Annotated in this window: 10 protein-coding genes; 2 read left to right on the top strand and 8 right to left on the bottom strand. The window is 54.8% G+C overall.

Annotated elements, in window-relative coordinates; translation table 11 throughout:
- The first annotated feature begins 460 nt into the window (after nucleotides 1-460).
- A complete protein-coding gene (locus ACYVC2_RS20130; RefSeq protein ID WP_461105046.1) occupies nucleotides 461-4027 on the top strand; it encodes a carboxypeptidase regulatory-like domain-containing protein in 3567 nt (1188 codons plus the stop codon).
- Between the two features lie 386 nt (nucleotides 4028-4413).
- Here the strand turns inward: ACYVC2_RS20130 and ACYVC2_RS20125 are convergent, their stop codons facing one another.
- The 8 genes from ACYVC2_RS20125 to ACYVC2_RS20090 form a co-directional block, all read right to left on the bottom strand.
- Nucleotides 4414-4656 carry a TraR/DksA family transcriptional regulator gene (locus ACYVC2_RS20125; protein WP_461105044.1) on the bottom strand — a complete coding sequence of 81 codons (243 nt, stop codon included), beginning with the start codon at nucleotides 4654-4656 and terminating at the stop codon, nucleotides 4414-4416.
- Nucleotides 4657-4988: 332 nt separating this feature from the next.
- Entirely contained in the window at nucleotides 4989-5768 is a 780-nt protein-coding gene (locus tag ACYVC2_RS20120) for a LytR/AlgR family response regulator transcription factor (protein ID WP_461105042.1), read from the bottom strand.
- Between the two features lie 46 nt (nucleotides 5769-5814).
- Nucleotides 5815-6957 carry a sensor histidine kinase gene (locus tag ACYVC2_RS20115; protein WP_461105040.1) on the bottom strand — a complete coding sequence of 381 codons (1143 nt, stop codon included), beginning with the start codon at nucleotides 6955-6957 and terminating at the stop codon, nucleotides 5815-5817.
- Nucleotides 6958-7106: 149 nt separating this feature from the next.
- Nucleotides 7107-9740, bottom strand: a complete 2634-nt coding sequence (locus tag ACYVC2_RS20110) for a TonB-dependent receptor (RefSeq protein WP_461105038.1) — start codon at nucleotides 9738-9740, stop codon at nucleotides 7107-7109.
- A gap of 152 nt (nucleotides 9741-9892) precedes the next feature.
- On the bottom strand, nucleotides 9893-12148 hold the full coding sequence (locus ACYVC2_RS20105) for a TonB-dependent receptor (protein WP_461105036.1): 2256 nt from the start codon (nucleotides 12146-12148) through the stop codon (nucleotides 9893-9895).
- Nucleotides 12149-12411: 263 nt separating this feature from the next.
- The gene (locus tag ACYVC2_RS20100) at nucleotides 12412-12558 is read right to left on the bottom strand and encodes a DUF3500 domain-containing protein (RefSeq protein WP_461105034.1); all 147 of its coding nucleotides are present in this window, start codon (nucleotides 12556-12558) and stop codon (nucleotides 12412-12414) included.
- Nucleotides 12555-12752 (bottom strand): histidine kinase, encoded by a 198-nt coding sequence (locus ACYVC2_RS20095; RefSeq protein WP_461105032.1) that lies wholly within the window; start codon nucleotides 12750-12752, stop codon nucleotides 12555-12557. The genes ACYVC2_RS20100 and ACYVC2_RS20095 overlap by 4 nt, the downstream gene beginning before the upstream one ends.
- A gap of 8 nt (nucleotides 12753-12760) precedes the next feature.
- Nucleotides 12761-12964 carry a hypothetical protein gene (locus ACYVC2_RS20090; protein WP_461105030.1) on the bottom strand — a complete coding sequence of 68 codons (204 nt, stop codon included), beginning with the start codon at nucleotides 12962-12964 and terminating at the stop codon, nucleotides 12761-12763.
- 9 nt (nucleotides 12965-12973) lie between these two features.
- Here ACYVC2_RS20090 and ACYVC2_RS20085 point away from each other — a divergent pair, with 9 nt between their 5' ends.
- Nucleotides 12974-13135 (top strand): hypothetical protein, encoded by a 162-nt coding sequence (locus ACYVC2_RS20085; RefSeq protein WP_461105028.1) that lies wholly within the window; start codon nucleotides 12974-12976, stop codon nucleotides 13133-13135.
- Nucleotides 13136-13602 lie beyond the last annotated feature (467 nt).

Raw genomic sequence — 13602 nt, 5'->3', positions numbered from 1 at the left:
GTGGAAACCGGGGTGATTGCGCCAAAATGAAGGTGGTTTGCGACTAGAGATGAGGCAACCGTGCCCACAGCTATTGACGAAGCAAATTTTGTCAGGTAAAGTCATAGCTGGCTCAACAACCAGCGCTCAATGATCGGTTGGCTCCTCCATCGACATCTGTCGGGCCTGGTCACTCCAGCTTTATAAGGTTTGTTGATTCGTGGTTTCTTACGTGTTGACCCCGGTAACGACTAGTTCATCCTTTGTCGACCAGGCGGTCCAGGCTATCGATCAGTAGGGAGTTTTATAAGAATCGATAATTCATCAAAAATATATGCCCAGCCATCGTCAGTCAGGGCGGTCAGAGACTCAGACCATTAGGCCCATAACCCCAACTCCTTTATCGACCGACTTTTGCCTGTTCCGGTCATAGGTATAATTACATAGCAGAGTTCTTTTGATCCAGGGTAATTTACTACTAATGCGTTGCTCGTTCCACTGGATCACCTTTATTCTCCTGCTAGGATCGCCCCGGCTGGTTCCTGCCCAAACGACAGCCCTACTGACGGGCTACGTTACGGATGCCATGACGGGAAAACCGCTGCCGTTTGCCAACGTCTACGTCAATAAATCAACGCGGGGGGCAGTTACCAACGAAAAAGGTTATTATACGTTAATTGGCGTGCCACTGGGTACGGTCGAGATAGCCGCTTCATTCGTTGGTTATCAGTCTGCTACGCAACGAATCCGATTTGACAATACGGCCCCACAAAAAGCCAATTTTCAGTTAAAAGCAACTGAACAAATGCTCGATGCGGTAACCGTACGGGGCAATCCAAAGGGCTGGGAACGGCACCTGCGCCAGTTTAAAAAAGAGCTTTTCGGTGAGCCGTTTGGCGCTCAGTGTCTGCTTGTAAACAGCGAAGTTCTCCAGTTCAAGGAAGATAAAGACCACCTGTATGCGACGGCTAATGAGCCGTTAATCATCGATAATCAGGCGCTGGGGTATCGGCTGATCTATAATTTGCAACATTTCGATGCCACCACGGCAGGACAAGTTTATTCGGCCGGTACTGCCCGTTTCGAAGAACTAAAACCCGAGAATGAACGGCAAGCCAGCCGATTCCGGCGTAACCGGCTGACCGCCTATAAAGGGTCGATCCGGCATTTGATGGCCAGCCTGGCCGATAGTACGTACGAACAGGCCGGTTTTCTGATCTATCAGGAAGATGTCTCCAGAATGATATCTCTGGATCGGAAGGTGATCACCCTCGCGGCTGCGGTTAACGACTACAAGCGGTTAGTGCCAATTAAGGTTTCTACCCTAATTCAACCCGGTCGGTTATCGACGGAACGCCGATTGGTCTCCCCCCCGAAACTGATCGTATTTTATACACAGGCGTCTTCGGGTTTTTCACCCTATCCCGATGCTCGCTATGCCTATACGGAAATGAGATTGCCTAGCGGTCAGCTGCAAATGACCGTCGATGGCGTGATCACGTTGCCCGAAGGTATGGAAGTAAAAGGCTCGATGAGCAATGACCGGTTATCGACCATGTTGCCCGCCGACTGGAAACCCGAAGGGGCTAATCAGAAAGAGCCCTCTACAAACAGTCCGTTGGCGACCCAGGGAACACTCGCGCCCGCCGACGCCCAGCTGGGACGAATCACAGCGGCCTTTAACAAGCGGTTCAAAATACTGGCCCCCACCTTGTTTGTGCACATCGATAAACCTTTTTACGCCACTGGCGACCGGCTCTGGATGAGCACGTACTTACTTGATGCGACCAGTCACCAGCGAGCCGGTGGCGAAACGGCCATGCATGTCGACCTGCTTACGGCAACCGGCAAACTCGTGCAGCACCAATGGATACGGATTGTTGACGGACGGGGCGAAGGCCATTTCCGCCTGTCGGATACCCTCCTGACGGGAACGTATCGCCTACGCGCCTATACCGACGAAGATGATGCTCAGCGACGCCCTGCTTTCGAGCGGTCTGTGGGTATCTACAACCTGTTTCGAAACGACGTCTCCCTACGTAGTGATGCTGTGTCTCAGCCCGCAGACATTCAGATCCTGCCCGAAGGGGGCCGCTGGATTTGGGGATTGCCAGCGCGGCTGGGCATAAAAATTGTACAGTCCAATGGGCATGGCTTGCCCATCGCGGGACATATTGTCGACGACCTGGGCGCTGAAATCGTTCGTTTTAAAACCAATCAGCAGGGCATGACCAGCGTGTCGATGGCGCCAACGGCACAGCGGACGTATTACGCTGAATTTGTGCATCACAATCAGTCGCAGCGGGTTCCGTTGCCCAAACCCGAACTGGAAGGACTGATGCTTCGGGCCGATGCGATCAGTGATACAACTCGTCTGGCACTGACAATTATGAGTACCAACCGTATGGCTACCGACTCGGCTTACCTGCTGATTCAGCAGCACGGCCGAGTGGTGGATGAGCGGAAAATTCTCTTGCAGAATGGGGTGGCCAAAATAAGCCTGCCCCTGATGAACTGGTTGCCGGGCCTGGCGCAAATCACCCTTTACGATCCCCTGGTCAGGCCACAAGCCGAGCGATTAGTTTTCATTCCCGAATTAATTGCGCCGGTCCGAGTGGGGTTGGGAGTTAACAAAACCCGGTATCAGCCCCGCGAATTAGTTAGCCTGAACGTCAATCTGAACGATAACGGATTACCGGTAGTAGCCGCCTTATCGGCATCGGTAATTGACGCCGATAAAGTGCCTGCTGATACCGCCGAGGCTACGTTGTCGGCCCACCTGTTGCTAACGGGCGAGCTTCGCGGCCATATCGAAAACCCAAACCAGTATGTTGAGAAGCCCACTCTTCAAACCCGTCGAGCCCTGGACGACCTGCTGCTGACCCAGGGTTGGCGACGGGTCAGTGGCACGCCCGAAACCGATTCGCTGGGTGGTGTTTCGCTCAGGGGTCGCATTCTGAACCCGAAGAACGACCCCATACCCGGCGCGCAGATTACTGTGGCGATGACAGGCCCCGGTCAGTCATTCATAAAATCGGCCGGTGCTGACGAACAGGGCCGCTTTTGGCTAAGGGGCCTGGCCATTGCTGACACGGTACGGCTACTGATCAAACTTGCCGATCGCCGGTTTAAAATACTTTCTGCTAAAGAAGCCTTTCTGGTGCAGGAAGCGCCCGGCCAAGGATGGGAACCTAGTTACCTAACGACTGCTCCAAACGGGCCGACGGTACGGGCTCAACTGGAAGCGGCTCGCATTCGCCAGGAAGCCAACGCCGATTTTTACCGCGATAAAACGGCAAAAGTGCTGAACGAAGTGACGGTTCGGGCACAAAAAAAAATCGATGAACGGCCCGAGGATATTCAACAACGTAGTTTGCACAATGCAGCTGATGCCGTTCTGGTGTTCGATGAGAAGTCGCCAGTTTACCCAAACCTATACGAAATGATTCAGGGACGACTGGCGGGCGTAACGGTTTCACGAAGTATCGCATTGCCAGGAGGAGTAACAAAACCAGCTGGCTATCAGGTAACTGTACGCGGAGTGAGTAGTTTTAAAAGTGGTACGCAGCCCCTGTATTTGCTGGATGGCGTACCTATTCAGGACCCTGATGGGACCGCTTTGCTGCAATTCAATTCAAGAGATATTGAACGTATCGAAGTGCTGAAAAATGCGGCTACGACCGGTATATACGGGGTGCGGGGTGGGAATGGCGTCATTGCTTTTTACTCAAAAAGTGTACGGTCTATGCAGGGAAGCACGCAACCCAGGGTGGGAATGACGCCGATTCAGTTCATTGGCTACCCGTCGGTACAGCGCGAGTTTTATGTACCCCGCTACGATGCCGAAGCAACTACCAGCGCTCTGGCTGGCCCCGTCGATTACCGGGATGTACTGTACTGGAAACCCCTCATGCAGACGGATAGTCAGGGGCGTAGTCAGTTACGGTTTCCGCTGTCAGACGTCGTACGCACGTTTCGCGTGGTGATACAGGGTGTTACGACCGATGGTCGTCCGGTGCTGGGCATTCAGACAATCCGGGTTCAATAACGTAGTGTTTATTTATGCAGATGGCCTAAGCTCACCTTTACAATCCCATAAAAAGAACTTTACACAGTCTGTTTCCTATCGATAGACTGCGGGCAGCAGATGGCTGCTAGCTCAAATTGCCCGATTACTTTCGGCAATTGATTAAATTAAAGACGATAGGCTGCCGGGATCGCCCACCCCAGTACGATTAAATACCCCCGTCCCGCCAGCCGAGTCGACTTACTGAATTCTACTGAAAAAAAACGGCTAACGGAAAGGAACTTCGCTCGACCGGACACTGAACGTCTCCGACAGATCAAAGCCAACAAAAAAGGCCAACTCGCAGTAGAGTCAGCCGGCAGTAGAAAAAAAGAGTGCAGTACACGAACCGTATCGGACAACAGATCCTAGGTCCGCTTCTCCCGCTTCATATAGGTAGAGGCTCCTGTGCCTCGTCGGGCTCCCATTTTGTGCAGCTGTTGGGCGTCAGCCTGTGATACGATCTGAAGAGCAGAATATTCGGTTTTTCCGGTAATCAGCGGAAAGCCCGCTACGCGCTGAGCCTGTGAACAATGGACACAGGTTTTAGCACTGGGGAGTACGTTCAGCCGCGCTTCGGGGATCGGATTTCCACACTTGATGCAATACATAAAGTTGAGTAGTTAGTCGCTGATAATATAACCCTAAATAGCGCCGGATAGTGCCTGGACAGCCCTAATAAACCAGATTATTTACCAAAGATAACTATTTGAAAATCAATGTTTTAACCTTTTTAAAGTTATATATTTTTCAGTCAATTAACGCTATCCCGTAAACTGGTCGAAAGTAGCTGATTTAGGGGTAGAAAAGGGATTGGCGCCCCAACAAAAAGGCTGTTTTGCCGGGTTATCAACAGAACTTGGGATGGCTGATGTATTTGGCATTTCAGGATGGCATTGGATGGGAATACATAAGCGATAAGACTAGCTCGCCCGCCCCTGCCTCACTTTCCCAGCCATTCCTTGAAGTCGGCAATTCGGTCGCCACTGACCAACACTTCCTGGCGGGACGCCGGCTGCAGTTCCAGCTTGAGTTTACTGCTGGAATAGGTATGAATGGTGCGAATAGCTTCCAGCGACACCAGGAACGCCCGATTGACCCGGAAAAACTTCAGCGGATCGACCAGCGTAGCCAGTTTATCCAGACTGTACTCGATGCTCACCGGTAGCCCATCGCGCGTGGTCAGCCAGGTAGCTTTGTCTTCGTAGGAGAAATAAGCGATATCGGCCGCGTCGATGCTACGAATTTTAGTGCCGATCGTTACCATAAATCGCTCTTTATAAGGCGAAGGCGTCGATTTCAACGCCCGGAGCAGGGCCATCATATCGGGTAGCGGAGCCGGGCTCGCCGACGTGCGCAGGCGGTTGAACTTATCCAGCGCAGCCGCCAGTTCGGCTTCATCGATGGGCTTGAGCAGATAATCGACACTGTTTGTTTTAAAAGCCTGCAGGGTATACTGGTCGTAAGCGGTCGTAAAAATAACTGGCAACGTCAGCCCGGCCCGTTCGATCAGTTGAAACCCGGAGTCATCTTCCAGGTGTATATCCAGAAAAAGCAGGTCGGGCTGGGGAAGCCCCTGCTGTATCCGTTCGGCAAACCAGGCAACGCCTTTGGTTACGGAGGGCAGTATGGCCAGCACCCGAATAGCCGGATCGTATTCACCCAACAGGTTCTCAAGCCGCCGGGCAGTCAGTTTTTCGTCTTCGACAATGACAACATTCATAGTAGTAAATCGATGGCCAGGTGAAGCAGGATTCTGTAGTTTGAACTCAGTCACCCTTCAGTAATGGAATTTTAACGACAAACTCGCCGTCGATCTCCCCCACCCAGACGGGCTGGCTGGAAAGCAGCCGATAGCGATTCACAATATTGGTCAGTCCAACGCCGGTCGATTCTTCCAGGCTGGGCCGGGGCTGAAGCGGATTCGCAACGCGCAGGTAATCGTCCTGGCGGTCGATGCGCACAATCAGCGGTTCTTCATCAGACATCCGGTTGTGCTTCACCGCATTCTCAACCAGCAGTTGCAGGGTGAGCGGAGCAATCTGGTACCGGTCGCGGTCGGCTTCGGGCAGGTCGATATGCACCTGTAGCCGGTCGTCGAAGCGAATCCGCAGCAGAAATGTGTACGACTCGATAAAATCGAGCTCCGTTCGGAGTTGAATCCGTTCGGCGTCGCGCTGTTCGAGAATATACCGGTAGGCTTTCGACAAACGGTTGATAAACTGCACCGACAGCCGGGCATCGACCTCCACCAGCGAGGCCAGAATACTGAGACTGTTGAACAGAAAGTGCGGATTGACCTGGTTCCGCAGGGCCGTAAACTGCGCCTGAGCGGCTTCTTTCCCCAGCTCCTCAGCCTGAATGCGCAACTGAGCCAACTGGCTGTAGCCCCGCCGGTTGGCCGCCAGGTAATAGGCCATCAGCATGGCCATAATGGTCAGTGCGTTATTGGCATTCCGGTGTCGGTCGGGCCGCGGTAGCCGGCGGAGCTCTCGTCTTGGAAAACCTGAATCCACATCTTCACCCAATTTCAGCTGGGTTTCCCGTCTGACGACATGGCCGTAAATCTGGCGGGTAATGGTATGAAAGATCAAATTGAACAGTACGGCCAGCGCTCCGGCCACCAGCAGCGTAGCCAGTTGCGAACGCCAGTTCATGGTGATCAGGAAATCCCTACCCGAGCGGTTGAACAGCTTTTCTTCCAGCCATTCGGTTACGCTCAACCAGCCGACGAAGAACAGAATCGTCAGCGGAATTTCGATGAGCCAGAGTCGCCAGGCATCCTGCGCAAACGTCCAGTTCCACCCGTTCATGTTGTAATAAATCCGGATGGGCCAGTAGATGATGAACACACCGGCGGCCAGACGAACTTTCTGGGTAAACGTTAATCGATGCGAAGACACGGCGTCCATGAACAGATGGTGTAGGGCGTTCTCGCCCGAGCGTTACAAAGTTGACTTATTTTGGTAGCTCCTTAAAATAAACTGAGGTGAATGACCCGTTTCGGGGGCCAGATGCCAGCAAGAAAGGGCATGACTGACAATGGGCCGACTACCTGCTTTTATGACCGGGGTCGCCCACCGCCATTGCCGCCGGGAGCCGACTGTTGCTGGGGTTGCTGGTTGTCGCCACCACTGTCGCCCCCTTTCACATCGTCGTTCTGGATGGATTTTTTCCGTTTCGAATCCACAAAGGTCATCTTACCGATTTTATAGGTAAAGGTTAGTTTGACCCCCGCGTTGTAGAAGCTACTGACGCTCAGCTGACTGAGGATGGGTGATACCGACTCCGACCGGACGACGAAGGGGTGATTGAGGAAATTCTCGGCCACCAGCCCAATGCTTCCTTTTTTCTGCGCGATATCTTTCCGAAAACCAAGGTTATAGAACGCAAAGGAACCCTGGTATCCCTGCAACTGAATGCGTCGGCCCATCATGCCGCCCCCGCCCTGAAGCCCCCAGCCGTTGCCGATGGTGTACGTTCCAAATAGACGCCCTCCCACTACCCAACCCGAGTTGGAAGCCGAATAAATGGGGTTGGCATTGTTGTTGGTCAGGTTCACATGCATCAGGTCGAGGCCCCCGTTGAGCTGTAGCTTCGCCGAGAGATTGATGTTGCCGAACACGTTCAGCCCGTAGGTATCTTCGTAGCCCACGTTCTGGTAGGTTGTCCGGATGGCCGTTTGCGTCACGTTGTTGATGAGCACCGTAGCCGTATCCCGCACACTGGTGATCTCATTGTTGGTTCTTCGGGCAAACAGAGCTGCCGTCAGGTACACCGACCGGATGGGCATCGACAGACTCAGTTCGACGTTATCCGTCAGTTCGGGAGAGAGGTAGGGGTTGCCCTGGCTGATGTTAGTGGGGTTGGCGGTATTGACGTTCGGATTCAGAAACTGAATGCCCGGCCGCTGCAGTCGGCGGTTGTAGGCCAGTTTGAGGGTTTTGCCCTTCGACAGGCTTTTCGAAATATTGATGCTCGGCACCAGATTTCCGTAATTGGACAGCGAGATCGGTGTACCGGTCTGCTCCGAGCCGAAGCGGGCATCCAGCATCGTGTACTCGTAGCGGGCACCGGCTTTGAGCGTATATTTAGCCGGCAGTGCGGCTGTCCAGGACGCATACACGCCGACGATGTTCTGCTGGTAGTTCAGTGAGTTGTTCTGGCGCGTATTGTCGACCACAAAATCGCCCGTCGCCCCCTGCCCGGCGTAATAGGTGTAGTCACTGCTCACCTGCCGGACAATGCCTTTGCCCCCAAACTCAAGCAGATTTTTCCGGCCCACAGGCGTCGAGTAATCGATCTGGAGCGTCGACTCCTGGTTGTTGCTGGGGTTGTCGTTCCGCTGGCGCGACAGAATCGTTTGCAAATCGGTCGTACTGAGCAGGTCGGCCGTGAAATTGTTCTGCCGGTCGTTGCGGCTGTACATGCCCAGTATGCTCAGTTCCTGCTGCGGCTTGTAGGTTTTCGTGTAGGTCACGTTGGCATCGACATTTCCGTTGATGTCTTTGGTGGTCACGTCGCGGGCGCTCAGCAGGGGCGCACTTACGCCGGGCAGATAGGTGGTGGTCAGCAGGCCATTCTGGGTGAGGTTGCCGTTCCGGGCCCCGTATCGCACGCTGGCCGTGAGGGAGGTATTCGGGCTGATGTCATAATCCCAGCCCAGCTGGTAGTTGCCGAACAGCCGCTGGGTAAGGGTGCTGGCTTTCTGAATGGTCACCTGATTGCCGCTGGCCGTAGCAGTGGTCTGGGTATTTTCAAACTCGCCTTTCACGTTGTACTCGGCCCGGCCGAATCCGCTAAGCGAGAAGCCCATTTTGCCGGTGCGGTAGTTGGCGTTCAGGCCGAGGTTGGCTCCGCGGTTGCCACCACCGCCATTCACATCGAGGGTCAGCCCCTGCAGGGTCGTTTTCTTGGTCACGATGTTGATGATCCCGCCCGACCCTTCGGCATCGTACTTGGCCGAAGGGCTGGTGATCACCTCCACGCTCTTGATCATGTCGGCGGGAATCTGCCGGAGGGCGTCGGCTACGCTGCTGGCAACGATGGTACTGGGCTTGTTATTGATCAGCACCTGAATGTTGCTGCTCCCGCGCAGGGTCAGGTTCCCGTCCAGATCGACCGTCAGCATGGGTACCTTCCGCATCACGTCGGCCGCATCGCCCCCTTTGGTGGTCACGTCTTTCTCTGCGTTATACACCAGCCGGTCCACCTTCTCTTCGATCATAGACGCCTGACCCGTCACGGTCGCTTCGCTGAGGGTTCTGACGTCGGGCGGCAGGTTGATGACCCCCACATTGATGTCGGAACCTTTCGCAATGGTCAGGGGCGCCGAGGTGCGGGTTTTGTAGCCGATAAAGGAATACTGGAGCCGATACGTGCCGGGGGCCAGCCGCGTCAGCGAAAAGAAGCCTTTCCCGTCGGCCGTGGTTCCGTCGATGGGTTTGTTGGTCTGGGTGCTGATCAGCGCAATCGTTGCGTATTCGACGGGTTTATGGGTGGTCGAGTCCATCAGGATACCCGCCAGTTTCCCGTTTCCTTTGGGCTTGGTATCGGTATCGGTGCCGGGGATAAACGTTTTTTCCTGTTTCTGACCGAAGGAATCGGGTCCGCCGGGTCTGCCGCCGGGCCCACCGGGGCCGAACTGGGCAAAAGCTGCCTGGGTAAGTAAAAACAAAAGGAATATTTTTCTCATCGTCTTCGTCCGTGATGGCGGGTTGGTTTTTTGACAGGACGAAATTGGTAGCCAGGATCAGCGCCAGAAAAAGAATCTGCCTGAATGACCGGTTTCCAGAGCTGGACGGAGCCTTTCGAGCGGTAGATGTTTGGTCTGAAGCCACCCGCCAGCTACCAGAAGTAGGTCAGGCTCAGGCGGGCAAAAAAGGGCGTACCGGGCGTGAAGTGAATTTCTTCTACCGGAGCCGCTTCGCCTTTCAGCCGACTTTCGGTGGCAAACTGGGTTTCTTTCCAGCGCGTATTCAGCAGGTTCTGCACCGACAAACCCAACGTATAGTTTCCGCGATGGGCGTAATTCACCTGCATGTCCGTCACGAAATATCCATTGGCCACGATGCTGTTATCTTCATTGGCGGGCCGGTCGGCCATGTACCGGTACCGTAGCGAACCGCTCAGTCCGTTCGGTGTTTGCAGCGAGAGGCCACCCGTCGAGGTAAACACCGGTGCCAGGGGCAGGTAGTTCTGCCCTGATTCGGCATCGAGCGAGCGGGGTTTGGCCGTATTCAGGTCGATGTCGGCGAATAAGGTTTTCGTCAGCTGATACCGCAGCGAGAGGTCGAGCCCCTGCCGACGCGAACGCCCGCTGGGCTCTACGATGCCTTCGTCGCCTACGTACACAAACTCCTGCTGCAGCCACAGATACCAGGCTGCCGCATTGATGAGCAGTTTCGGAAACGGCTTGATGATGATCCCCAGGTCGGAGCCGTAGGCACCGGGTAAAATCTCCCGGCCGTTCTGCGCCGTTACGACCCGCGCGTCGTTGGAATGGAAGCCTTTCCCCGTATTCAGGTACAGCTGAATACGGGGATTGAGGGTATAATACAGATTCAGTTTGGGCGAGACAATGGCCTGCGTGGCCCGTTTAGTGGTCATGGGACTGGCAAGTAAATCGTCGTACTGCGACCGGAAATAGTCTGCCCGAACCCCGGCGACAACGCTGAATCGGCTGGATACCTGCACCACCTCATCGGCATAGAGCGCGGCATTGATCTCGTTGACGTTGCCATACTGAATCCGGTTCAGGGTTTCTACCCGATTTTTGGTGTGCGACAGTTCGGTGCCCTGTGTGAGGTCCTGGCGATACTGCACGCCCAGGGTTGTTGTCCAGCGGGTTCGGCCGATCGTAGCCTGAGTCGAATAGCTGCCGTTGTAGCCGAACAGATTCCGGTGTTCTTTCTGACGAATCTGATCGCCGTCGATGCTGTCGTTGAGGAAGAAGGTGAAGTTGGAATATAGCTCAAAGTTGTAATTACTGTAATAAAACTGGTTTTTGATGGTGTGATTCCGCGGGGTTACCGTCGTCAGTTGGGCGTTCACGTTGGTCCGGCTGGTCTCGCCCCCTTCGGTCGGATCGATTGAACCGAACCAGTCGATCAGCCCAGAGGCAACTGCCCGGTCCGGAATCTGACCCGAGTGATTCCATTTGCTCCAGAAAGTCGATGCCGTCAGGGTCAGGTTGGTATTCTGGCCGAGGTGGCGGTGGAACTTACCCAGCACGTTGACCCGCTTGAAATGCTGCGGATTGTCGAAGTACGAATCACTGTAGGAATATTCAGAGGCCAGGTAGGCCGACTGGTTTTTTGCCCGCCCCGTTTCGCCCAGCAAATCGAGCCCGGCCACGGCGCGGTACGTGTTGTACTGTCCTGCTTCCAGTTTGGCGAACGAGCGGTCCAGGGTTGTGCGGGTCCGAAAATCAGCCCAGCCCGCCGTGGCCAGATTACCTTTATCGGTAGTGTAGGGCCCCTTCTTGAAATCGACGCCTTCAACCAGCTCCGGAATCACAAAGTGCAGGTCGGCGTAGCCTTGTCCGTGAGCGTGCGACACCATATTGACCGGCATGCCATCGATGGTCAGGCGAATATCGGTGCCGTGATCCAGGTCGAAACCCCGCAGAAAGATCTGTTCGGCTTTGCCGCCCCCCGCATGCTGACCGATGAACAATCCAGGAACGAGCCGCAGAATCTCCTGCGAGTTGGTCACCGGCCGCAGCCGAATGTCGAGGCTGCCGATCAACTGCTGATCGTGCGCTTTCAGCCCCGATACGTTTACCGCCTGCAGGGTCACCGGCGCTACCGTCAGGCTCGTCCGTATATAAGTTGCCTGGTCATCGACGACCGTTACGTCCTGCACGAAGGGAGCGTAACCGACGTGCGAAAATTCGACTTTATACGGCGCAGCTACCAGTCCTTCGAAGCGGTAGCGCCCCAGCTCATCCGTCAGGGAGGCTTTTCCCAACCCAACCAGTTGTACGGTAACGCCACGCAGAGGCAGACGGGTAGTGCCATCGGTCACCGTGCCGGTAATCGTGCCGAGGTGCGCATAGGCGACGTGGGAAAACAGGACGAAAAGCAGTCGAAATAGTTTCATGGCTATTGAATCCCTCACCAGGCAGAGCCGATCGGCGCTGTCGGGGGTTTGGGTCGCTCCTACAAACAAAAAGGAAGGTGTTTACACTGGTCGCATTCGCCAGCACAAAAGTAGGGCCGGTTAGCCCACCCATACAAACAAATTCAGCGTAGGACGGGCGGCTATGACCGTCTCCGGCAACGGTCATCCGGGGGTTAGAAAAACCATCAGCCATCCCGCGGGACGGCTGATGGGCTAAAGCAGACAGGTTTTGCAATCCGAGATTACTGATTTCCGCCGTAATCGCCGGTTCGGTCGCGCCAGACAGAATGTGGATGCGGGGGGGTGCGGATCACGATCCCGCCCTGCGTCGAATACTCGATCCAGACGCGTGGTCCGTCGATTCGGAAATAATCATTTGCCGTGATCACGGCCGTCGTACCGGAGTAAGGGACGTACGTGTCGGCCGTGCGCGCATCGTTCCGGATCGCCAGCGCGTAAATACTTTGAGGGTATTGAACAGGAAATGCGGCTGAATCTGCGCTTTCAACTGCCGCAGCTCGGCCTGCAACTGGTCGTTCTCGACTCGCCGGAGCCGGTTGGCTGTCTGCACGGAAATGGACATCAGCTTACTTACACTCCCCAGCAGAAAGAAGATCGCCAGCTTGACCGGCAGCAGGAGCGTAAACGGCGGGCCGTGATGCGCCCGGTTTTTAGACCGTCCTGCAGGAGGGGCACCACCCGGCGACGAATGGCTTTCGAAAGGGCCGGATGAGTCGACCCCAGGCGAATGATCGCATACCGCCGGTAGCGTTTGCCGGGAAACCAGCGGGGCACGAACACGGTATGGTTGAAATACGAGAAAAGCAACAGAAACAGATAAGCCAGCCCATTCTAAATCAGGTGTTCGTGCGGATTGAGCGGTCGCCAGCCGACGCCACTGTATACCGCGTAGAAGATCGGCAGAACCGCCAGGGCCATTCCGATCAATACTTCCGTACGGTGTAATTTCAACCAGTTCAACATGCTTACATGGGACGGAATGATAAAAGTACGACAGCTGCCGTTCCAGGCCGGAATAAAAGTAGTCAATACGCCCAATGCAGGGGCAAACCGGGCTAACAGCTACAGATAAGCCGCTGAAACGGCTGGCTCTGGGCGCACCTGCTCCGGATTCAACCCCAACACAGACCGGCACTTTTACAACCTCGTTGAGTGGGCTGTTCCTCAAGCTGCTATTTTTGTAGACCCCATACAACTGAACTAACGGTGCCGGTTTCTTCGGTTCCTGAACTGACGACCCCGTTTGCAGGTCCACCCAAGACGATCATGGCTATACTGTTCATCGCTCCGTCTCCGGCTGGTCTTCCCACGAATGGACACCCAACCGCTTCGTTACGTCTACCTGCGCTATACAACACGGTTTTTCTCCAGCATGCCGTATATTTTATTCTTTTTCCGGGACGTATCGGCCG

It is taken from the genome of Spirosoma koreense (assembly GCF_054777875.1).
The sequence above is the reverse complement of the archived record's forward strand: the minus strand, read 5'-3'. Positions and strand labels throughout refer to the sequence as shown.

What these genes read in the sequence shown, in the direction of transcription:
- ACYVC2_RS20085 (WP_461105028.1), top strand. Translation starts at nt 12,974, where the DNA reads ATGGTTGAAATACGAGAAAAGCAACAGAAACAGATAAGCCAGCCCATT.
- ACYVC2_RS20115 (WP_461105040.1), bottom strand. Translation starts at nt 6,957, where the DNA reads ATGGACGCCGTGTCTTCGCATCGATTAACGTTTACCCAGAAAGTTCGT.
- ACYVC2_RS20105 (WP_461105036.1), bottom strand. Translation starts at nt 12,148, where the DNA reads ATGAAACTATTTCGACTGCTTTTCGTCCTGTTTTCCCACGTCGCCTAT.
- ACYVC2_RS20125 (WP_461105044.1), bottom strand. Translation starts at nt 4,656, where the DNA reads ATGTATTGCATCAAGTGTGGAAATCCGATCCCCGAAGCGCGGCTGAAC.
- ACYVC2_RS20110 (WP_461105038.1), bottom strand. Translation starts at nt 9,740, where the DNA reads ATGAGAAAAATATTCCTTTTGTTTTTACTTACCCAGGCAGCTTTTGCC.
- ACYVC2_RS20130 (WP_461105046.1), top strand. Translation starts at nt 461, where the DNA reads ATGCGTTGCTCGTTCCACTGGATCACCTTTATTCTCCTGCTAGGATCG.
- ACYVC2_RS20095 (WP_461105032.1), bottom strand. Translation starts at nt 12,752, where the DNA reads ATGTCCATTTCCGTGCAGACAGCCAACCGGCTCCGGCGAGTCGAGAAC.
- ACYVC2_RS20120 (WP_461105042.1), bottom strand. Translation starts at nt 5,768, where the DNA reads ATGAATGTTGTCATTGTCGAAGACGAAAAACTGACTGCCCGGCGGCTT.